This window comes from Tenacibaculum sp. 1_MG-2023, assembly GCF_030547425.1.
Classification (GTDB): Bacteria; Bacteroidota; Bacteroidia; order Flavobacteriales; family Flavobacteriaceae; genus Polaribacter.
Genome location: NZ_JAUORH010000006.1, coordinates 56,353 through 78,933 on the forward strand (window position 1 = coordinate 56,353; position 22,581 = coordinate 78,933).

Consider the following 22,581-nt stretch of genomic DNA (forward strand, 5'->3'; position numbering starts at 1 on the left):
ATTTTTAATGGATATAATTTATTAAAACAGAATTATATCATTAATCATGTTGGACGCCATATCAATGAATAAAATAAAAAACATTATTATCAAAGGACTTCTTAAAGAGGTTCAAATAGCTGAAAGGTCATTAAAATTAAATGAAAAAATTTCTAAATCCTATAGTAATATAGAAAGTCAAAATAAAAAAGATATTGCTTATATTATTTATAATTTAACTTATACAGAAATGGTTTTAGCTCTATCTCGTTTGTATGACGAACCAAGCAAAAAATACCCAACTCGTTGTTTAAAAAGTTTATATAAAATAACTAAAGAACAAAATCTATCAGAAGAACTATCTAAATTTCGCTCAGAATCAGAATTAAATCTTTACAAATTTGGTTTCCATCCAGAGTTTATAAAACTACTTAAAAGTGACTCAAATAGAAAATTCATAAAACATTCAACTTACTTTTTTGAAGCAGAAGAAATTAATACCCCTTTGGTAGAGAATATTCAAAAACTAAAAACTATTCGCGATAAATTGCTTGCTCATAATGAAGATATTGAGATTGACACTTCAGTACCATACAAAATGGCATATGAACTGATAGACCATGCGAAAAAGGTTTTATCTTTCTTCTCACTAACGTACGCAGGAATAACTTTAATTATAGGTAACAAATTTGTTACTGATATTCATAGTAATAAGTGGGAAAAAATGTTCGAAAAATTCATAGACGAATAAAACACTAAACACCAGCTATAGTTAAGCGTAGAGATAGTTTGATAAACCAAAGTGAAACTACATATTTAAAGTTATATCAGAAAATAATAAATCAATAAGAAGTTCTACTCTTTAATGTTAGGTAATAAAAATCTGTTTCTAATTCTATTTTCTACTTTATATTATATCCCTCTCATAAACACCGAACACCTATATTTAACTCCCCAGTTTGCTAAATTGTTAATTAAAGGAAACCCTTCCTAAGGACTACTAGAGTAAATAAGTGCCTTCTATAAAAACCCCTGCTCTTTCATCCAGTCGTTTGAATAAATTTTATTCATATAACGAGACCCATGGTCTGGTAAAATTACGACTACTATACTACTTTCATCAAAAAAACCATTATCAGCATATTGTTGTGTAGCCTGTAAAGCTGCTCCTGAAGTATACCCTGCGAAAATTCCTTCTGCTTTTACTAATTCTCTAGCTTTTAAAGCAGCTTCTTTATCGGATACTTTTTCGTACACATCTACCACATCAAAATCAGTAGAAGTTGGAATTAAGTTTTTACCTAAACCTTCTATTTTATAGGGACTAATTTCATTTGAATCAAACTCACCTGTTTCATGATACTTTTTAATCACTGAGCCCATCGCATCGACTCCTAAAATTTGAATATCAGGATTTTGTTCTTTTAAATAACGGGCGGTTCCAGAAATCGTTCCTCCTGTCCCGCTTGCTGCAACTACGTGGGTTACTTTTCCGTCGGTTTGTTCCCAAATTTCTGGTCCCGTACTCTTATAATGTGCTTCAATATTTAGTTCATTAAAATACTGATTGATATAAATAGACCCTGGATTTTCTCTATGTAATCTTTTAGCTACTTCGTAATACGAACAAGGATCGTCAGGAGTAACATTTGCAGGACAAACATGTACTTCTGCTCCCATAGACTTTAACATGTCTATTTTGTCTTGAGAAGACTTATCACTCACTGCCAAAATACATCGATATCCTTTTACAATACTAATCATTGCCAATGAAAACCCTGTGTTACCAGATGTTGTTTCAACAATAATATCTCCTTCTTTTACGATTCCTTTTTGTTCTGCTGTTTCTATGATATGCAATGCAATTCTATCTTTAGCAGAGTGCCCTGGGTTAAATGCTTCAACTTTTGCATAGTAAGTACCCGGTAAGTCTTGGGTAATTCGATGCAGTTGAATCATGGGGGTTTGACCTACTAAATCTATTATTGAATTGGTTATACCTTGATGTCTTTCCATTATAGTTTTTAAATAAGAAAAAGTGTCATTACGAAAAACAGACACGAAAAATCTGTTGAGATTGTTCGTTGCTTTCACAATGACACTTACACTCAATCGAGCGCAAAAATATAATTATTTTTTTAACTTACCTTCTAACATTAAAAAGAACGTATATTCTTCTGCAGTTTCTTTTAAAGCATCAAACCTTCCTGAGGCTCCTCCATGACCTGCTTCCATATTTGTATGTAAGAATAATAGGTTATTATCTGTTTTTACATCGCGTAGTTTCGCAACCCATTTTGCAGGCTCCCAATACTGTACTTGACTGTCGTGTAAACCTGTGGTTACTAACATGTTTGGGTATGATTTTACTACTACTTGATCGTATGGAGAATACGACTTAATGTAATCATAGTATTCTTTATCGTTCGGATTACCCCATTCATCATACTCACCTGTTGTTAAAGGAATACTATCATCTAGCATGGTAGAAATTACATCAACAAAAGGCACCGCAGCTATGATTCCGTTATATAACTCAGGATTCATATTTACAATCGCCCCCATTAATAAACCTCCTGCTGAGCCTCCCATAGCATATAAATGTTCTGGTGATGTATAACCGCTATCTATTAAATATTTAGAACAATCAATAAAATCGGTAAATGTATTTTTCTTATTCAACATTTTACCATCTTCGTACCACTCACGTCCTAAATACTGACTTCCTCTAATATGCGCTAAAGCATATACAAATCCACGATCTAATAAACTTAAACGTGTTGTTGAAAATCCATCATTAATTGTATATCCATAAGAACCGTACGCATATTGTAAAATTGGTGTGTTTTTATCAAGCTTGGTATCTTTATGATGTACAATTGATAACGCTACTTTTTTACCATCACGAGCAGGTACCCAAATACGCTTGCTTACATAATTATTTTTATCAAACTTTCCTCCTAAAACTTCTTGCTCTTTTTTGATTTCTTTTGATCTATCCTTCATGTTGAAATCAATCACAGAACTTGGAGTTGTCATTGAATTATATGAGTAGCGGATTACCTCTGTATCAAACTCAGGATTACCATATACTCCTGCTGAATAGGTTTCTTCTTCAAAAGGTAAGTAGTAATCTTCAGTTCCATCCCATCGTTTAATACGGATTTTATTCAATCCTTCGTTTCTTTCTTCTAAAACTAAGTAGTCTTTAAAAATTGAAAAATCTTCAAATAAGGTATCTTCTCTATGTGGAATTACATCTACCCAGTTTTCTTTCCCAGGCTTATCTATAGGAGTTTTCATCAACTTAAAATTGGTTGCTCCGTCCTTATTGGTTTTAATATAAAAATGATCTCCGTAGTGTGCTACTTCATATTCTAAATCACGCTCACGTGGTTGAATTATTTGTAATTCTCCATCAGGATTATTAGCATCTAATACATGATATTCTGTTGAAACTGTACTATACGAACCTATTATGATATAATCCTTAGATTTTGATTTGGTAACAAAAGCTCCGAACGTATCGTCTTTTTCTTCATACACTAATTCATCTAAAGATGCATCAGAACCCAACGTATGTTTGTAAATCTTTGAAGAACGTAACGTTACAGGATCTTTTTTAGCATAAAACAACGTTTTATTATCATTTGCCCATACAGAACCTCCGGTGGTATTCTCAATAATATCTTTATAGATTTTACCAGTTTCTAAGTTTTTAATTCTAATAAAATATTGACGACGACTAACTGTGTCTGTAGCAAAAGCTGTCATTTTATTATCTGGTGACACATTTAACCCTCCTAGCTGAAAATAATCATATCCTTTTGCTTCCTTATTCACATTGAACATGATCTCCTCTTCAGCCTCTAAAGTTTCTTTTTTACGGCTATAAATTGGGTATTGCTGTCCTTTTTCATAACGAGTTATGTAAAAATACCCATCTTTTTTGTATGGTACTGACTCATCATCTTCTTTTATGCGCCCTTTCATTTCTTGAAATAACTCTTCTTGAAACTCTTTAGTTTCTTTTGTCATTTCTTCATAATAAGCGTTCTCTGCATTTAAGTAATCGTATACTTTTTGAGTTTGCTCGTCTTTAACTTCTGCATTTTTTTGAGCATCAGTTAAACGCATCCAAAAATAATCATCAGTACGTATATCTCCGTGTTTCTCTAAAGTAGTTGGTTGCTTTTCAGCAACTGGGGCTTTGATATCTTTATTCATTTCTTGTTTTTTGCAAGAACCAAAAATAAGACTAAAAAACAAAGCTGGTAGCATTATTTTTTTCATTTTTTAAGTTAGTTTATATTTCTTGTGAAAATACTATTTTTGTTGTTAAGTAAATCATAAAAAAACTGTACAATAATGTTCGGAGATATTTCTGGAATGATGGGTAAACTACAAGAAGCCCAACAAAAAGTAGAAGAAACAAAAAAACGATTAGATACCGTTTTAATTGATGAAGCAATTGCTGGAGGAAATGTAAAAGTTACCGTTACTGCTAATCGCGAAGTTAAAGCTATTACAGTAGATGAGTCTTTATTAGAAGACAAAGAAGAATTAGAAGACTATTTAATCTTAGCGTTAAATAAAGCATTGAAACGTGCCGGTGAAATTAATGAGCAAGAATTAGCTGTTGCTGCTAAAAGTGGAATGCCTAATATTCCTGGAATGGATATGTTTAAATAATATCTTATGTTTTTACAGCTAGAAGATTATATGTTACCCTGTTTAAACAAACAGTTTTTTGGAGTTGATTGTTTAGGTTGTGGTATACAACGTGCTTTAAGTTTAGTTTTTCATGGGGAATTTATAGCAGCTTTTAAAATGTACCCTGCTATATATACTTTATTGCTTTTAGCTTTTGTTGTAGGCATTAACTTATTCTATAAAGTAAAATATGCTCAAAAAATAATCAGTATATTGGCCGTTATTAATGTAATTATCATTGTGAGTAGTTATGTTATAAAAATGAATCAATTAATTTAAACTTTAGAAAAACTATGGAAAAACAAAAATTACCAAATTCTACAGGTGTTTTAGTATTAGGAATCATTTCAATTTTAGGATGCTGTTGTTATGGCTTTATTGGGTTAATTCTTGGTGTTGTTGCTTTAGTTTTAGCAAAAAAGGCTACAGCTTTATATAATGAAAGCCCAGATGAATATGATGGAATCAATAATGTTAAAGTTGGTAAGATTTTGGCTATTATTGGTGTTATTTTAAGTTCATTATATATAATTACTATGGTAGGAATGATTTTATTCTTTGGTTGGGATGCACTACAAGACCCTGAATTATTAAGAGAACAGTTAGAAAATATGCAATAACTGTATAACTCCTATTGATATAAAAAAAGCGACCAAATGGTCGCTTTTTTTTATATCATTCCTTTTGCTTTAAACTCAAGGTATTTGTTAATTACATTAACCGATAAATGTTGTGGTTTGGTTAAAATAGCATGTACCGCATTTTTCTCTAATTCTTTTATCATCAAACGTTTTTCGTAAGCATATTTCTCTGCAATGGTTTTGTGATACACACTTTGTAAATCTTCTGCATTTTCAGTTATTAACGTATCTAACTCCGTATTTTCAAAGAAAACGGTTACTAATAAATGTTTTTTAGCTATTGCTTTTAAATATGGCAATTGCCTTTTTAACGCCGATATATGCTCAAAATTGGTATATAAAATCAGTAAGCCTCGTTGATTTATTTTTCTTTTGATATTCGCATATAACAGTGCAAAATTAGCATCTGAAAAATCGGTTGTAATATTATACAACTCTTCGTTTATTACCGATAAATTTGTTTTCTTATTACTGGCTGCTACTATTTTTTCTACTTTTTTAGAAAACGTCAGCATACCTGCTTTATCATTTTTTAATAAAGCTATGTTTGAAAAGGCTAAGGTTGAATTAATTGCATAGTCTAGTAACTTCAACCCTTCAAAAGGCATTTTCATCACACGACCTAAATCGATAATTGAATAGATGGGTTGTGATTTTTCATCTTGATATTGATTCACCATCAACTCTGCTCTTTTAGCAGTTGCTTTCCAGTTTATGGTACGTACATCGTCACCAGGAATATAGTTTTTTATCTGCTCAAACTCCATCGTATGCCCTATTCGTCGTATTTTCTTCATACCAAACTCCGTTAAGTTATTGTGCATCGCTAGAAACTCATACTTTTTCATTTGTATATATGACGGATATACTTTTACACTTTCTTCTGCAGAAAACGAATAACGTTTAGAAAACATCTGCAAAAAAGAAGATATAAACACATTTACTTTCCCAAATTTGTATTCTCCTCTTTCAACTGGTCTAACACTATAAGTGTAGGTCGATTTCTCTCCAGGTTTCAAAGACATTTCATGTTCAAAATCTCTTTTTTGAAATTGTACTGGCAATTCATCAATCAACGAAATAAAAACTTGAAACGGATAATTATTTTCTAAGGTTATAGCTATTTCATTATCATCAGAATTTGATAATTTTTCTGATACGATTCTTTTAGCTGAAAATCCGTTTTTAAACCGATATAAAATAAGCACATCAATACACATTGCTATCAAAAATAGCCACACCAACATCCACGTTGCTGCATAAAGTGCAGGAATCCAAAACGACAGTAAGAATAAAGCCGAAACAGCGCTTATATAGATAAAAAAGCGATTGTGTACGTATAACGATTTAAAGAATTGAATCACTATCTTGGAACTTCTACAGATTGTACAATCATTTCAATCACCTTATCGGCTGTCATCCCTTCCATTTCACGTTCAGGAGTTAACATAATTCTATGACGTAATACTGGATAAATACTCTTTTTTACATCTTCAGGAATCACAAAATCGCGTCCGTTAATTGCTGCAAATGCTTTAGACGCCATTAATACTGCAATACTTGCTCTTGGTGAACCTCCTAAATACAAATGTGCATTATTACGCGTATTAGAAATGAGTTGCGCTATATATTTGATAATCTTTTCTTCTACCAACACCTCAAAAACCTTGCTTCTATATTCTAATAGTTCAGTTTCTGTTAATACTGCTTCCACTTGAGTTTGTGGTAAGGCTCCTTTACGCTCGTTATGAGCTGTGATAATTTGTATTTCTTCATCTAAATTTGGATACCCAACATTTATTTTGAATAAGAAACGGTCTAATTGTGCTTCTGGTAAAGCATACGTTCCCTCCTGTTCTATTGGATTTTGAGTTGCTAATACCATAAATGGAGGGTTCATAGTATATTGAGTTCCATCCATAGTAATTTGTTTTTCTTCCATCACCTCAAACAATGCTGCTTGTGTTTTTGCTGGTGCTCTGTTAATTTCATCAATCAACACAATGTTAGAGAAAATTGGTCCTTTTTTAAACTCGAAATCAGATGTTTTCATGTTTAAAACCGAAGTTCCTAATACATCCGAAGGCATTAAATCAGGCGTAAATTGAATTCTGCTAAAATCCGTAGCAATGGTTTTTGCTAATAGTTTTGCTGTTACCGTTTTAGCAACTCCAGGAACACCTTCAATCAATACATGGCCGTCAGCTAATAAAGAAACCAACAGTAACTCCATAAACTCTTCTTGACCTACAATTACTTTCCCTAGTTGCTCTTTTATTTTTACAACCGCTTCTTTTAATTTCGACAAGTCTACTCTACTTGAAAATAGCTCGTTCGTATTTTCTATTGGATTGTTTTCTGTATCCATCCTATTCTCTTTTATATGCTTTAAAAGCTTCAATAGCTTTATTTAAGGCTATTAAATCTTCTTCGGTTATACTTGATTTTGACTGTATTTGTTCTATCTTTTTAAATAAAGCAACTACTTTTTCTTCTGAATTACCACTTCTATTAGCAAGGTTTTTATGAAAACGTTCGTCTATGTTTAAAGTTGATAATCGGTATTTTATTCTGATATATTCTAAAAAGTAGTTGATTTTATGTTCAGCTATATTTTTATGATCTGATTTTTCGTAATACATATTGGCTATCGTACGTGTAAAAGCCAATGTTTGATTTTTTAATGGTGTAATTACAGGAATTAATCGCTGATTACGTTTTCCTTTAAAAATGATAAAAAACAATACGCCTATCAACGCTATGTAATATGCCCATTTTAACGATTGGGTTGATAAAATATAATGCATCGGTGAGGTTATTCTACTTTTTCCAGTCTTATAATAGGTATCCCATAAAATGGCCTTGCTACTGTTAGAACCAACTCCTTCTTCTTCTTTACTCGGGCTATTTAGATACGACAATACATTAGCTACATACTCATAATTATTATCTAATAGCATGTTATAATTCGTAAACGCCTGCGGAAACGTATGTAAGTAAAAATTACCTTCTCCGTGTTTTACTTTGATAAAATTTGGCTTTTTACTGATAATAGAATCTTTTTCATTTCGTATTACCAACTCACCTAAAATAGTTGTGTTGAGTGTATCTACTTCTGAAAAATATAGTTTTGAAAAATCTCTATCAAAATGATACTCTTTTCCTCCAAAAATAGGATTACTCATTTTTTGATACGCTTTTTCCTCAAACGCGGAAGTAGTTAAATAGCTTGTTTCTGTTTGTAATGTATCTAAATAAATTCCATTAGTTGCAATAAACACATCATTTCCTCTATCTGCAAACTCTAAAAGTTCATTCAACTCATCTTTATCAAAATTCACTTTATTATCAAGAAAAAAATAGATTCCGTTATTCTTATCATCTTTTAAGTATACATACGGATTTTGATATACATTTTTTACTTCTCTTTTTGGAAATAAACTCGACATTTCTTTATGCAATACATACGTACCATACGGAATTTTATGTTTTGCAGCATAACTTGGATACCAATTGATTTCTTTAGGCTTTACAGACTCAACATAAAAAATACCGAGCACTATAAGCACTAATAAACCAATGTATATTTTAAGTTTTTTATCCAAATTAATAAATTTTAGCTAGTGTATTTTTAAAATTACTCTCTGCTTGTATGAATTTTTCTTCATCTATTGAAAACTCACCATACCACACATAATCGTATAAATAAGTTAGCTTTTTAAAATCGCTATACAATTGTTTTTTAGATGATAGTTCTTTTATATAATCTTCGTTTGTTTTTTCTTGTTGCCAAGAAATAAATTCTTTATCTGACAAACTTTTCAATAATAGCAAGTAGTAATAACGTATAGCTAATTGATAATTTCTTACAGAAATTGCTTCTTGTATTAACTTTGGTAAGTCTTTGTCTTTAATTAACTCTTCTTCCTCCGATAAATGCACAATAGGCTTAACTTTTTTACCATCAATAATATTACGCGCATTTACTTTTAAAAAGAATTTTATAATAAAAAATAATACTAAGCCTGCAATTACATAAGGTAAAATCTTTAAAACAACACGTAAGAATCCCACTGCTGGGGTGATATCATCAAAAATATAAGAGAGTATTTTTACGACGGTTCGTTTTAACCAATCCCATACTTTTTCTAAAATAGTAGGTTCTCTTTTTTCTACGATGTATATAAATTCATCTTTTTGCTTGTACTCCTCTATTTTTTGAGCATCAAACTTTTTTTGTTCAATAATAGTATCATCATATCGAATCTCTTTTTTTTCTTCCTGAGAAAAAACAGTGATTGAGCAAATAAAAAACGCTATGTAAAAAAGAAACTGCTTCAAAAGATTACTGTCCTATACTATCAATTCTTTCAATAGTTCCTGTAAGGTTCTTTCTTTCATTAATATCAAAATATAAAAGTACGTTGGTTATTAAAGTAATTGAATAAAACATTAGCTGACCTGCTATTGAAATAACATTTAAAATCAAGTAAATAGGATCTCCAAAAAATCCAAAAACTTGCGCTGGATCATCACTTCCTGAACCTATTCCTATACTTATTAATTGGTATATGGTTGCTGGTATTTGAAATACATACCCTAGAACACTTACTAAAATAGATACTACAAAAATCACCCCAAAAGTTTCCCAAAAATATCCACTTATAAAGTTAAAACATTTCCCTACTGCTCCAGAAGCTGTTTCATTTTCAAACACTAAAATTGAAGCACCTAAAGATAATGCTGGCCAAGTATAAAACATTGGTAATACACATAACATTGCACTGGCAAATAATAGTAACCCTGCTAAAATACCAAACCCTGTAAACGACCAAAACTTAGCTTTTGTGTTGATTACAACGTCTTCTTGCCTAACTACTCCCTTATTATCTATGTATGATTTAATATAATACATACCTGCTAAGTTTATGTAAACGATAGCTACTAAATAAGCTATCATCATAATAAACACTGACCCCATCATTCCAACAACTGCACTTGTTTCTTGGCTAATTAACGAAGACATTGACATCATGTAATAAATCATAGAAGCTACTGCTATAACAATAGGTATTGCAGCTACTTTTAAAATGGTTAAAAAAAACTGTTTTCCTTCTAATCTTATAAATTTAAAAGCATCTGAAATAATACTTCCTAAATCTCTTTCTTTTTTAAACTCTACGTATTCTTTATGCATGGGTTTGTTGATTTTTATAAACTTTAACTGGGTAAATGACGTAATATAATATGATTAATGCTAATGAGGTAACAATAATTAAAATTGCTAACCAATCGGGCATTTCTGTATGACGGGTTACAAAACCTTCTAAAAATCCTGCAACAATAAAAAAAGGAACGGTACTTACCATTATTTTTAATCCGTCTTTCATGCTTCTTTTAAACGATTCTAATCGCGAGTAGGTTTTTGGAAATAATAACCCATTACCCAACACCAATCCTGCACATCCAGCAATAACAATTACTGATATTTCTATAGTTCCGTGAATCCAAATAGTTCTTGACGATTCCCAAAACAATCCTTTTTCATAAAAAAAATACAAAAAAGAGCCTAACATTATTCCGTTTTGCATCATAATGTATAAGGTTCCTACCGAAAACAGCATTCCTAATACAAAGGCATACATGGCTACTTTTATATTATTTACAGTAATTCCAATAAACATATCTACTTCATTAGCTTTCTTATATACAGCCATTGGATCTCCATTTTCAATATTCTCCAGAGTCATATTTACATAACCATCTCCTAAAATAAGGCGAACAAAATCAATATCAGTTGCCGCTGAAAAAGCACCACAAATTGAAAAAAAAGCAAATACTAAAAACGCAATCAGTAATTGTTTTTGATGATTATAAAACATTAAAGGAAATTCCGTTTTAAAAAAACTAACAAACCTGTTTTTGCTTTCTTTTTTTGTTTTATAAATTTTTTGATGTGCTGCGGATGCTATCGAATTCAAGTATATCACCGTATTTCCGTTAGGGTAAAAGGTTTTGGCGTAACTCAAATCATCAGTTAACTCCACATATAAATCAGATAGTTTATCTGGTGAAATAACTGTTTTATTATACAGCGCATCTTCAAAAAGCTGCCACTTTTCTTTATTCTTATTTACAAAAGCAGCTTCTCTCATGTATTAAAAAAATTAAAGCATATTTGTTGAGAAATTTCTCTAATCATAGATTATTTTTATCTTCGCTAAACTAAAAAAAGTTGCATAAATATCAACAAAAAAAAGCGAAAAACTAATTAATGGATAAATTTCAAATAGAAACAGCCCAAAACATTGCTATTAGTCAAAATGTAGCTCATGTTACCACTCGTATCGGTTCATATTTAATTGATGCGTTATTTATTGTTGGGTATTACATTATAATTGCCATTATAATAGGAATGTTAGACGTTCCTATGAGTATGGAATATATGAGCCTATTTGTTTTGTTAGGACTTCCTGTATTCTTTTATAGCTTGCTATTTGAAATTTTAATGAACGGGCAAACGCCTGGTAAATACTTTAATCAAATAAGAGTGGTTAAATTAGATGGTTCTAAACCCACTTTTGGAAGTTATTTAATTAGATGGTTGTTACGTTTTGTTGATTTCACTTTAGCTAGTGGTTCTGTTGCTGTACTTACCATTTTATTGAATGGAAAAGGGCAACGTTTAGGAGATATTGCTGCAGGAACTACTGTAATATCTGAAAAGAAAAGAATTACATTAAAAGATACTATTGCAAGCGATGTAGTAGATAACTACACACCTACCTATTCACAGGTAACGTTATTGAGTGATAATGATATTCATACCATTACAAGAGTATATAAAGATGCTATGAAAAAAAGAAATCATAAAGTAATTTTAAAACTACACTCAAAAGTTATTGAGTTAACAGGAATTACCACCGAGCAAAAGCCTGCTCAATTTATAAATACTGTGATTAAAGATTATCATTACTATGCAAGACAGTAATTTTTATTTTATACAAGTTAATAATTTAAATAAACAGTGCTTACTTAAATATCTCACTTCAAAAACAACCTGATTAAAACAAAGAATGCCGTTCTAAAAGGACGTCATTCTTTGTTTTTTATGGAAATCTATCTCGTAATTTAATTCTTGAAAAAAATCATAACCTTTTTTGTTCTTCTGTTTTTTTTCTATTTTCTTTCACTAAATTTCCTCCTAAGTGATAAAGTAAGGTCACCCCAAACCTTCTTGAATCTGGTTTATTATTATAGTAATAATCTATAATATCACTTTGAGAATAGGCTTCATAATGATTGGTGTTAAATATATCACTTATAGTCAATTGCGCCACTAATTTTTTATTTAGAAATGTTTTTTTTATTCCAAAATCTACATAACCTGTTGCTTTGGTACTGTACAAACCAAGCAACTCCGATGAAAACCAATGTGCAGAAAGATTCATTTTATAATCTTTTGGCAAAGAAATATCTTGTTGTAGTGTAAATGTTGTAGCCCACTTTGATAGTTGTTTTTCTCCCGAAACTTGTGAAATAGGGTACGTAGTATAACTTATGTCTGAAAAGAAAAGTAAATTCCAAAACGAATATAATTTAAATGGGGTTGATACTGTAAAATCAAAACGTTCTCGATTACCAAAATTATCACTTTGACTTTTTATAGTAGTACCATTATCATCTACTAAAAGCCTTCGATTTATAAAATTATCACTTTGGTTATACGTTGCAGAAAAAATATATTTGTTTTTTAGACTATATGTAAACGAATATACCCAAGCCAATTCAGGTACTAAATTAGGGTTTCCCGAGTAATAGAAGTACTGATCCCTATACCATCGTACTGGATTTAAATCGGTGTAAGATGGACGATTAATACGTCTGTTTAACGAAAAATCAATTTTATTGTCTTTATCTAAAATTTGTCCTATTGAAAAAGAGGGAAACAGCTTAGTGTATTGCCATTGATTTGTTTCATTTTCTTTTACCGTATACCCTTCTGCTTTGGTATATTCTACCCGAAGTCCAGCATCTATTGTTGTTTTATTTATTTCTTTTGATCCTGTTATATATGCTGCTGCAATCTGCTCCTTATATTTATAGTGATTACTTAATGCTGGTACTTTTACATAAGTATCTTCTTCTAACGATTCAAATTCGTATTGATTATCATTTTTAACCTTAGCATATTTAACCCCTGTTTTAATAGCATACTTCTTAAAAGGCAAATTAGCATCAATTTGTGTTGAAAAAATATCTACACTTCCTGGTTGGTGTGACTTGAGTACGTTGGTATCTAATTTATTTTGGTTTGCATCATAATTATCTGTTATCAGTATTCCATCTGAATAATTTCGATAGGATGTATAATTGGCATCTGCTGTTATTTTTTTTCCAAGAGAATCTATAACAAACATATAATGCACACTCCCCGCATCGTAATGATAAGGTTCAATTATTTTATTATCTGTTAATGTGTAAGATTGTAAGTCTTTAAAATTATTGAATTTATTAACTTCGGAATAATTTTGTTTTTTAAAGTCATCAAAGTAGCCATGATAGTTAATACTTAAACTATGTTTAGGTAAAAACTGCCATTCAGCTCCAAATCGCCAAGTATAATATTTTATTTTATAGTTACTTTCGTTTTTACGACTAAGCCACAGAGATTCTCCGTTCTCATTGATGGTATTTCCACTCTTGTTTTTGGTAAATCTATGAGGCGTATTATAATCAAAAGAACCGTATAAATTTACTTTTTTTGTACGTAAACTTGCCGAAATATTTTCGTTTGTCATCCAGTATTTTCCCTTTGAAATGGTAGTTCGTAAATTGACTGCATAACCTTTTTTAAGTTTTTTTTCGAGAACAATATTAATTATACCTGTATTACCTGCTGCATCAAACTCGGCTGTTGGTGATGTTATCAATTCTATCTTTTTAAGGTCTTCAGCACTCATTCCTTTTAATAAATTTGACAATTGTCCTCCAGACAAATAGGTCATTTTACCATCTATCATAATATTTACTCCAGACGCCCCTCTAAATAAAATAGCATCGTTTTGTGCTACATTTACCCCTGGTAATTTTTTTAACATATCAAGAGCAGATTGCCCTGTTGTAAGAGTAGATTTTTTTAGGTTAAATGTTAATTTACCTTTACCAGCCTCAATAAGTGGTTTTTTAAAATTAACCACTACTTCCTCTAATGCATTAGCATCTTCTTTTAAGGTTATATTTATCTTTTTTTCATCAGTTACTTTTTTTTCTCTCGTAACCATTCCTACAAAAGAAAATACCAAAACAGCTCCTTTAGTTGTTTTTATTGAATATTTTCCATCTAAATTGGTAACTGTTCCTTTATTACTTCCTTTTATAAAAACTGTTGTACCTGGTAATGCTTGATTTGTAACATCACTAACGATTCCTTTTACTTCAACCTCCTGTGAAAAAATAAGCCATGGAGAAAGAATTAAAAAGTAACGTACAAGTATTTTGATATAATTTTTCATTATTTAATTTATTTTTTTAGTTAGATAGATTTATCTATCTGTAATCATTCTCTTATTTAATTTCTGTTTTTACACAGGTACCTAAATATTAATATTACTTAAGAATGAATTATTTTGGTTTTATAAGTTCTAGAAGTTTTTCATTACAATTAGTTACATAAAATGTTCTTCAACTCCTTTTTAAAAAAGTTGCAATTATTTTCAAAAAATTGAATCTGAAAATGTTTTTTCTTAACACATAGCTTTATATGCTCTAAATATTTAGATACATTTTCAATCCAAAGTTTTAAACTTTTGATTACACCATTGTTAAAAGAAACTAGAGTAACTTATAAAAAACCAAGATGACATTTAACTTTGGTTTTCTCTAAAAAATTATAATAAACAAGGAGGGGGTCTGGAGAAAAGTTGATACAAAGCAAAGTTACTTGTAACAGTAAACTTGTAATTTTTAATAATTGATTTTTGAACTATAATTTCAAACTTATCAATAATTAAATTTTGGAAATTAGGAGTAAGTGCAGGAGTTAAATCATGTGTTATGCTATGGTCACACATGGTACAATGTATAGCATGATCCATATCATCTGTATGCATCAACACATGAATTCCTGTCATTTTCACTGAAAGAAAAAGCACTAGGAATAAATAGGCTACACTATTCTTTAACCATCCTTTTTTCATTACTTACAAACCTACTAAAATTAACTTAAAAAAGGTGTTAATTTCACACTTGCTTTCATCCAAAAAACAAATACCTCAATTAAGTTAAATACATGCGAGTAAACCTTTTACTTCTATAAAAGTTAAAATATAATAGAATGTTTTATTTTTTAATTTAAACAGTGTAATACTTCATTATATTTGTTTATCTCAGAAAAAAAAATAGAATGTGGAAAGAGCATTATAGTAAAATAAAAGAAGAAAAACATCCTCCAGCTTATACACTTAGTAAAGCTTTAGATTTTATAGACACCCAAGATAATATAACAGAAAAAACAGCTGTTGACTTAGGCTGTGGTAATGGTGTAGATACATTTGCTTTGCTAGAAAATGGTTTTTCTGTATTTGCCATAGACAGCACACCTAACTCATTGCTTCACCTACAACAAAATTTAGCTCCTGAACATTCAAAGTTATTAAAATTTAATAACGTTTCTTTTGAGAATATAAAAGAGCTTCCTTTAGCTTATTTGGTTAATGCCTCTTTTTCACTTCCTTTTTGTCATCCTAATCAATTTGATAATCTATGGTCGAATATCATTAAATGTATGCCTCCTGAAGGAATTTTTTGCGGACATTTTTTTGGTCCAAAAGATTCTTGGAGTTCTAATTCTGATATGACTTTTCACAATATACAAGAGGTAAAAAACTTATTTGATAAGTTTGAGCTTCTTTATTTTAATGAAGTTTCTAAAAAAGGAAAAACATTATCTGGAAAAGAAAAATTTTGGCATGTTTTTCATATTGTGGCAAAAAAGAAACACCTTATAAAATAATAAACTAGCTCATTTTTATACTTACTCCTGTATTATTCCCTTGGGTATTTGTTTAAGTGTTTTTCTAGATACAATATATAAAACCAAAGCATATAAAATATTTTCTAAAGCCAAACTATAGTATATACCCTCTATTCCAAAGTATTTAGTTAAAAGCAATACTACCGGAACAAACAATAATAATTGTCTACCAATGGGTAACAACGTTGCTAATTTTGCTTCTCCTATAGCTTGAAAAAGAACTATGCTACTAGAAGATATAGGAATAACTAATAAAATACTCAATAGCATTCGTACATTAAAAATTTCTGTATCATTAAGTTTTACATTAGGTAATATAACATTAACCATTGCCTCAGGAAAAATCAGTATCGGTATTAATAGTCCAGCACCAAGAACAACCCCTGCAAACCTGTATATCCTTACTCCTTTTAAACACCTAGACGGCTTGTTAGCTCCATAATTAATTCCTATAATCGGCTGCATAGATTGGTAAAGTCCTAAAAGCGGAATAGCTAAAAAAGTAAACAATCTAAAAACAGCATTAAAAAAAGCCATAGCATCTACTGTTCCGTAGAAAACCACTAACCTGAAAAGTAAAAACTGCCTAAACAAATTAGATAGTTGCATTGTAAATGCTGAAAAACCAATGCTTAAAACATTTTTAAGGATTTTATACTCCAATCTTATTCGAAAAGCCCCTGTTTTAAATGTTGCTTTTCCACGGATAAAATATAGAGATGTTAACAAACTATAAATAAACATTGCTGTAATACTACTCCATGCTGCACCTGCTACTCCCATATCTAAAACACCAATAAATATGGGAGTTAATAAAATATTTAAAACTACTGAAGCTATTGTGAATTGCATTGCCACTTTTATCTTTCCTTCTGCCCGTATTAAACTATTAGCAGACAAGCCATAAATACTAAATAATGCTCCAAAAACGTATACTTTAAAATACTCTAAAGCATAGGTAAATAGTTCTCCTGAAGTTCCTATTACTGAAACTATTTCATGAGAAAAAATAATTCCAATAACAGTTATTAAAGTTGCCCCTATAAGAGATAAGGCTATCATGTTTGGAATTATTTTCTTTTGAACTTCAATTTGTTTGGCTCCTATAGCTCTGCTAAGAACAGAGGCAGAGCCTGCAGCTATAAAAACAGTAATACTTGTAACAACTAACATTAAAGGAAACAACATTGATATTCCTGTAAAAGCCTTTATTCCTATAAAATAGCTTGTGTAAAATATATCTACAAGACCGTTTATAGATATAACCATCATACCTAAAATACTTGGAACAGATAATTTTAGCATAAGACTCCAAAGACTATCATTAATAAAATCAAGCTTTTGTTTAGTGCTATTCTTTATTTTGGAACTCATATTTGCATCGCTCTATTAAAAAGTTATTTTTTTAAAAAAGACCAGTGATATACCAAAAATTATAAAGGTTATAAGCATAACTTCTAGTAAACTTTTTCCTATTCTTTCATTTTTAGTATAATCAGTGTTCAACTTAAACTTAGGTAACCTTTCATAATCTCTTAGTGTTATTTGTTTACCCAAAAACAATTTGTTAAAGTAAAAATTGGTAATATCTCTATGAAAAAGTTCAATTGATTGATAAAAGGATTGAAAAATTTCAGAATCCGTTTCAACTATTTCATTAAAAATTCCTTGAGCATTTACTGCTGGATTTGCCCATCTAAATTTAGAAACCCATTCTTGCCTTAACTCAATTTGTTTAAAATACTCCTGTACCTCTTCTCTATGATGATTATCATTAAGTGCAGTAAAAGCTGCATAAGCTTTTGCCATTGTATTTACGTTTATTAAAGATTTTGCTCCTTTTAAGTCGTCTCGGTAATCTAAATACTCAACAACTACAGCTTTAGCTTCTTCTATATTTTCTTCATTTTCAAGGCTTCTTCTTCTGGTTATATCAGCTAATGAAGTATTATCTATCGGATGTACAATATTTGCATATACATTTAATATTGCAGGAAAAACTATTAAAAAAAGTAACCATAAACCAGCAGCAGTAATGGCTGTTAATGAGGAATTCTTTTTAAAACTAATTAAAAGAAACATTAAAGCAAACCAAAAGCTGAAATAACACAAAACTGCTAACAACCATAAACAAGTACTTAAAACACTTACTTTTTCAGCAACCGTAAAGGCTATTATAGACAAAAGGACTCCTAGTCCTAAAACTAAAACATAATAAAAAGCAATTCTTATTAAGAGAATTTTTCTTAGCCCTATAGATTGTAACCTTAATAAAGGTAACATTCCATTTTCCTTTTCCTCCGCATATAATCCATACGTAAAAGTTATTATAAGTAACGGAAACAAATAAACAAAAACGAATGATAGATCTAAATTTCCAACATAGAGTTTAAGTGGGTTTGCCAGTTCATTTTCAAACAATTGATAATATAAGCTCATTCCCGTTAACTTATAGTAATAAGGTTCTATATCTCTTTGTCCTAAAGACATGTGTGCTAAACCATGAGGAGGTAAAATTGCATGATATCCATGTCGATACCATGCATAGCCAGGTTTAGAAGCTATGTCAAATAATTGTTTATCTTTTAACGAGGTATGGTTGGCATAAAAACTCTCTTTATACTGTTCGAATTCTTTCTTTTCAATATGTCTAATATTCTCAATTATTTTACGCTGCTCCATTATTTTTGAATGTCCATAATAAACAGCATAAATCCCCAATAAAAACACGATGATTAGCAAAATTATTTGAAACGTATTTCTAACGATTGAAATACCTTCACGTCTCCATAATAATATAATTAATTTCATATCAATTTATTTTTGTGAGAAGAAGGTATTAGTAAGAACATTATTAAAACCCAAAAAATTAATGATATTAATTCTATTCTGTAATTTTTAAAGGTTTTCATTACACTTGGTGTACGATATTCCAGTCCAGAAACCGTTTCCCATAAATTTCTTCCTGCTTTGTACTCGTAAAACTCGCCATAACGTGAATTTACAGCCATATCATTATTCATTTTTCTCATTAGTTTTAGACGATATGCTTTTGTTTTTTCTTGAAAATCATTAAAACTGTACCCGTCTGTTGCAGCAAAAGCCATTGAAAAATTTCTTATTGAAATGTAAGGTGCAACAAACCCTATTATACTTCCTATTCTATTTTGATATTCAAACCTTCTGTTAAGAAGAGAATCATGAACCTTTTGTACTTTATAAGCATATTCTTCTCCCTCTTGCATTCGTATTGCTTCAAAATTTAGTGGTAATTGATGTAAAGAATCTACTCCATATTTTTTTAAGTACTGTTCCTTTAATTTAACAAGTCTCTCTTCTTTAGAACCATCCATAGGTAAACCCTTATCTATATCCCTTTTAATTTTTTCTTTATATGCTTTAAGAGATGGTAAAGGATATAAACTCTCTCCTATATTAGCCGAAGTTTTTGGAATAATAATACCAGTTGTAATCCAAAACATTAATAATGTTAGAAGAGAGTTTCGTGCATTTGAAGATTTAAAAGAAACCCAAACAGAAAAGTTTGTAAAAACAAATAAGTACCCAACATAAAGAAAAAAGAGAAATAAAACTCGTAAACCTACATCTTGCATTACTAAGCTATCATCTTCAATTATTCCTACAATATAAAGTCCTGTAAAAAATAATATTAATATAAGTAGGACTATTAAAAAATAAGCCAAAACTTTACCTAAATAAATGGACCTCATTGAAACTCCTTGCCCTATTAATAGCTTCAAGGTTCCTGTTTCTTTTTCCTTACTAAAAGTTTGAAAAGTGATGAATATAATAAGAAGTGGTAATAATAGCTGAAGAACCAAAGCTGCACTCAATTCTCCAAAACGAGCCATATTACCATATCCTTGTACAGGTCTAAACATAAACTCATGTGCATAATGTGCTTCTAAATAAACGGAAGTTCCTGTATAGGTATCCAACCCAAAATCAAAAAGACTTAGAAGTGTTTTAGGCTTAAAAACATACGTTCCATAATGAGCCGCAATATGCGGATGCTTATTTCCTTGTTCTAACCACTCAGCTCTTCTTTCTTCTTGAGCCTTTTTCACCATATCCATTTCCTGTTTATAAGCGATATGTCCAGCATAAAGAGAAAACCCTAAGAGGAACAATATAATAGGAAACAAAATTTTTAAAGCATTTTGCCTTGCAATATTGGTAAGTTCTTTTTTAGCTATTAAAAATACTTGATGTATCATCTGTTTACATTTTTAGTTTTTTAGATGTAATGACTTATTACACACTATTCGTGCATGTGTTTTAAGTACTTTTGTTCTAAATCATGAAAAGAAACTTGATTTGATTCCATCTTTTCAACCAAAACTCCTTCTTTCATAATACCAATATGTGTTCCTGTATCTTTTGCTCTAAAAAGATCATGTGTTGCCATTAAAGTAGCTACTTTTTGTTGCTTCATGTTAAGTAGAAGCTCAGAAAACTCATTACTTGCTTTAGGGTCTAATCCAGAGGTAGGCTCATCTAAAAGTAACACCTTCGCTCCTTTAGCTCTCGCTAGAGCAATCCCTACTTTTTGTCTCATTCCTTTAGAGTAACTACGAACTCTTTTCTTAATAAAATCTTTTTGTAAACCTGATTGTACTAATAAGTTTTCTAATGCTTCTTTTTCTATATCCACACCTTGTAGACCACAGAAAAAGTGAAGATTCTCCAGTCCTGTCATATATTGATACAACTGGAGATTCTCAGGAATATAAGACAACCATTTTTTTGTTTCTTGTGGGTTCTTTGTTACATCTAAACCATTAACAAAAGCACTACCGGATGTAGGCTCAATAAAATTTAAAAACAAATTAATGGTTGTTGATTTTCCTGCACCATTAGCACCGAGCAAGCAAAAAATATCTCCTGCTTTAATATTTAAATTTAAACTATTCAAGGCGGTAAAATCACCATATTTTTTTGTGAGGTCTTGTGCTTTTAACATGGCGTATTCTATTCGTTATTAAAATCTTCAAGACCTGATATGTAACCTCCTGTAGACGTAAACATTTTACTAGATGTATTTGAACTGGTGTCAAAACTAAACACAGCATTTTCATCATTGGTTGCTGTTGTAAATAATAATTTTTGGTCTTTATAAGGAAGAATAATCATACTACGAGATCCATAAGTGGTAGGAAGTCCTGGTATCGCCCCTAAACTCGATTTTTTTTGAACATTAATCTCAAAATATTTGAATTGGGGTTGACCAGTTTGATACTCATAAAAATCACTTACCTCCTCTACTCTTGCTGTAAAGCTTCTTCCATTAGGTGTATGATAAATTCCATAACATACATTTCCTGTTACTTCTTGCATATTCATAAAATAATCTGGGTCAAAAGAAGTTTCTCCATTAGGTATTTTTAGCAAACCACTAGGGCTACTTCCACTACTCATTGTAGTTCCTAAACCTTGTACATAAATATCTCCATTAGTCGTTTTAATCATTCCAGCATTTGCTGCATGTCCGCCAAACACCATTCCTGTTCTTTTATCTGAAATTATTTTTTCTACCTTTTTCTCCTTTAAATCTATTACCGCTACATACGCCCAATCGTTTAATGGAGTAAAATTTTTCTCATAGTGTACTCCCATAAACAACTTTCCATCACGTTCAATCATATCTGTGTAATACGTACGTGTAGCTTCAGGAAATTCTTCTTTTATTAATGTTAAAGTTACTTCATCAGTAATACGCATCGTAGTTGGATTGAAAATAATAAGTTTTGAAATCCCCCCTGCTACTGAAGCATATGCTACCTCCTTACTTTCAAAGTAAAGTGCTGAAAAAGTATTTGCTCCAGGAACAACAATACGTTGATCTTCAACTGTATTTCCTTCTTCATTAAATGAATATTTTGCTAGGGTTGCAGGTGCACCAAAAGGCAATGTATACAGCTCTTTATTATAAGAAACTGTTCTTGTATTTCCAGTTAATTCTAACGCCTTTTCATTTCCTATCGTTGAAAACTCTAAGTTTGATTTTCCTTGAATATAAGAGGTCTGATTAGGAAATGCTCCACTTACTGTTGTAATCCCAAAATTAATAGTTACTAGATCGGTTCCGTCAACTGGTGAATTATCATCACTACTACACCCTATGAATGTAAAAAATAATATAAATGTGTAAAGTGATACTAAACTTATTTTTTTTAAGAATTGTGTTTTCAT

21 protein-coding genes are annotated in these 22,581 nt (G+C 30.5%); 6 read left to right on the top strand and 15 right to left on the bottom strand.

What is annotated here, in order from left to right; translation table 11 throughout:
- The first annotated feature begins 64 nt into the window (after nt 1-64).
- Nucleotides 65-730: a hypothetical protein gene (locus Q4517_RS05875; protein ID WP_303507298.1), complete on the top strand. Its 666-nt coding sequence runs from the start codon at nt 65-67 to the stop codon at nt 728-730.
- 269 nt (nt 731-999) lie between these two features.
- Here the strand turns inward: Q4517_RS05875 and Q4517_RS05880 are convergent, their stop codons facing one another.
- Together Q4517_RS05880 and Q4517_RS05885 are read right to left on the bottom strand one after the other, a co-directional pair.
- A complete protein-coding gene (locus Q4517_RS05880) occupies nt 1,000-1,995 on the bottom strand; it encodes a PLP-dependent cysteine synthase family protein (protein WP_303507300.1) in 996 nt (331 codons plus the stop codon).
- Between the two features lie 114 nt (nt 1,996-2,109).
- On the bottom strand, nt 2,110-4,206 hold the full coding sequence (locus Q4517_RS05885; RefSeq protein ID WP_303507302.1) for a S9 family peptidase: 2,097 nt from the start codon (nt 4,204-4,206) through the stop codon (nt 2,110-2,112).
- Between the two features lie 141 nt (nt 4,207-4,347).
- Here Q4517_RS05885 and Q4517_RS05890 point away from each other — a divergent pair, with 141 nt between their 5' ends.
- From Q4517_RS05890 to Q4517_RS05900, 3 genes are read left to right on the top strand one after another with little or no spacing between them, the layout of a single operon-like run.
- Nucleotides 4,348-4,671 carry a YbaB/EbfC family nucleoid-associated protein gene (locus Q4517_RS05890; RefSeq protein ID WP_303507304.1) on the top strand — a complete coding sequence of 108 codons (324 nt, stop codon included), beginning with the start codon at nt 4,348-4,350 and terminating at the stop codon, nt 4,669-4,671.
- 6 nt (nt 4,672-4,677) lie between these two features.
- The gene (locus Q4517_RS05895; RefSeq protein WP_303507306.1) at nt 4,678-4,971 is read left to right on the top strand and encodes a DUF2752 domain-containing protein; all 294 of its coding nucleotides are present in this window, start codon (nt 4,678-4,680) and stop codon (nt 4,969-4,971) included.
- A gap of 14 nt (nt 4,972-4,985) precedes the next feature.
- Nucleotides 4,986-5,312 carry a CCC motif membrane protein gene (locus Q4517_RS05900; protein ID WP_303507311.1) on the top strand — a complete coding sequence of 109 codons (327 nt, stop codon included), beginning with the start codon at nt 4,986-4,988 and terminating at the stop codon, nt 5,310-5,312.
- Nucleotides 5,313-5,362: 50 nt separating this feature from the next.
- On the opposite strand, the gene Q4517_RS05905 is transcribed toward Q4517_RS05900, so the two are convergent.
- From Q4517_RS05905 to Q4517_RS05930, 6 genes are read right to left on the bottom strand one after another with little or no spacing between them, the layout of a single operon-like run.
- Nucleotides 5,363-6,694 carry a DUF58 domain-containing protein gene (locus tag Q4517_RS05905; protein ID WP_303507543.1) on the bottom strand — a complete coding sequence of 444 codons (1,332 nt, stop codon included), beginning with the start codon at nt 6,692-6,694 and terminating at the stop codon, nt 5,363-5,365.
- A gap of 2 nt (nt 6,695-6,696) precedes the next feature.
- Nucleotides 6,697-7,701, bottom strand: coding sequence for a MoxR family ATPase (locus tag Q4517_RS05910; protein ID WP_303507313.1), 1,005 nt, complete (start codon nt 7,699-7,701; stop codon nt 6,697-6,699).
- Between the two features lies 1 nt (nt 7,702).
- Nucleotides 7,703-8,938 carry a DUF4350 domain-containing protein gene (locus Q4517_RS05915; protein ID WP_303507316.1) on the bottom strand — a complete coding sequence of 412 codons (1,236 nt, stop codon included), beginning with the start codon at nt 8,936-8,938 and terminating at the stop codon, nt 7,703-7,705.
- A 1-nt stretch (nt 8,939) separates the two neighbouring features.
- Nucleotides 8,940-9,674, bottom strand: coding sequence for a DUF4129 domain-containing protein (locus Q4517_RS05920; protein WP_303507318.1), 735 nt, complete (start codon nt 9,672-9,674; stop codon nt 8,940-8,942).
- Nucleotides 9,675-9,678: 4 nt separating this feature from the next.
- The gene (locus Q4517_RS05925) at nt 9,679-10,530 is read right to left on the bottom strand and encodes a hypothetical protein (RefSeq protein ID WP_303507321.1); all 852 of its coding nucleotides are present in this window, start codon (nt 10,528-10,530) and stop codon (nt 9,679-9,681) included.
- The gene (locus Q4517_RS05930; RefSeq protein ID WP_303507323.1) at nt 10,523-11,488 is read right to left on the bottom strand and encodes a stage II sporulation protein M; all 966 of its coding nucleotides are present in this window, start codon (nt 11,486-11,488) and stop codon (nt 10,523-10,525) included. Before Q4517_RS05930 ends, Q4517_RS05925 begins: the two co-directional genes overlap by 8 nt.
- A 119-nt stretch (nt 11,489-11,607) precedes the next feature.
- Between Q4517_RS05930 and Q4517_RS05935 the strand changes: the two genes are divergently transcribed.
- Entirely contained in the window at nt 11,608-12,324 is a 717-nt protein-coding gene (locus tag Q4517_RS05935; RefSeq protein WP_303507325.1) for an RDD family protein, read from the top strand.
- 157 nt (nt 12,325-12,481) lie between these two features.
- Here Q4517_RS05935 and Q4517_RS05940 read toward each other — a convergent pair whose 3' ends face one another.
- Nucleotides 12,482-14,848 (bottom strand): outer membrane beta-barrel protein, encoded by a 2,367-nt coding sequence (locus tag Q4517_RS05940; RefSeq protein WP_303507327.1) that lies wholly within the window; start codon nt 14,846-14,848, stop codon nt 12,482-12,484.
- A gap of 375 nt (nt 14,849-15,223) precedes the next feature.
- Entirely contained in the window at nt 15,224-15,532 is a 309-nt protein-coding gene (locus tag Q4517_RS05945) for a hypothetical protein (RefSeq protein ID WP_303507330.1), read from the bottom strand.
- Between the two features lie 206 nt (nt 15,533-15,738).
- Here Q4517_RS05945 and Q4517_RS05950 point away from each other — a divergent pair, with 206 nt between their 5' ends.
- Nucleotides 15,739-16,347: a methyltransferase domain-containing protein gene (locus Q4517_RS05950; protein ID WP_303507332.1), complete on the top strand. Its 609-nt coding sequence runs from the start codon at nt 15,739-15,741 to the stop codon at nt 16,345-16,347.
- A gap of 21 nt (nt 16,348-16,368) precedes the next feature.
- Here Q4517_RS05950 and Q4517_RS05955 read toward each other — a convergent pair whose 3' ends face one another.
- From Q4517_RS05955 to Q4517_RS05975, 5 genes are read right to left on the bottom strand one after another with little or no spacing between them, the layout of a single operon-like run.
- The gene (locus Q4517_RS05955) at nt 16,369-17,742 is read right to left on the bottom strand and encodes an MATE family efflux transporter (protein ID WP_303507334.1); all 1,374 of its coding nucleotides are present in this window, start codon (nt 17,740-17,742) and stop codon (nt 16,369-16,371) included.
- A 15-nt stretch (nt 17,743-17,757) separates the two neighbouring features.
- Complete coding sequence (locus Q4517_RS05960) at nt 17,758-19,179, bottom strand: DUF3526 domain-containing protein (RefSeq protein WP_303507337.1); 1,422 nt, start codon at nt 19,177-19,179, stop codon at nt 17,758-17,760.
- The gene (locus Q4517_RS05965; protein ID WP_303507339.1) at nt 19,176-20,606 is read right to left on the bottom strand and encodes a DUF3526 domain-containing protein; all 1,431 of its coding nucleotides are present in this window, start codon (nt 20,604-20,606) and stop codon (nt 19,176-19,178) included. The genes Q4517_RS05960 and Q4517_RS05965 overlap by 4 nt, the downstream gene beginning before the upstream one ends.
- Before the next feature lie 44 nt (nt 20,607-20,650).
- On the bottom strand, nt 20,651-21,352 hold the full coding sequence (locus Q4517_RS05970) for an ABC transporter ATP-binding protein (RefSeq protein WP_303507342.1): 702 nt from the start codon (nt 21,350-21,352) through the stop codon (nt 20,651-20,653).
- 8 nt (nt 21,353-21,360) lie between these two features.
- The gene (locus Q4517_RS05975) at nt 21,361-22,581 is read right to left on the bottom strand and encodes a DUF4374 domain-containing protein (protein WP_303507345.1); all 1,221 of its coding nucleotides are present in this window, start codon (nt 22,579-22,581) and stop codon (nt 21,361-21,363) included.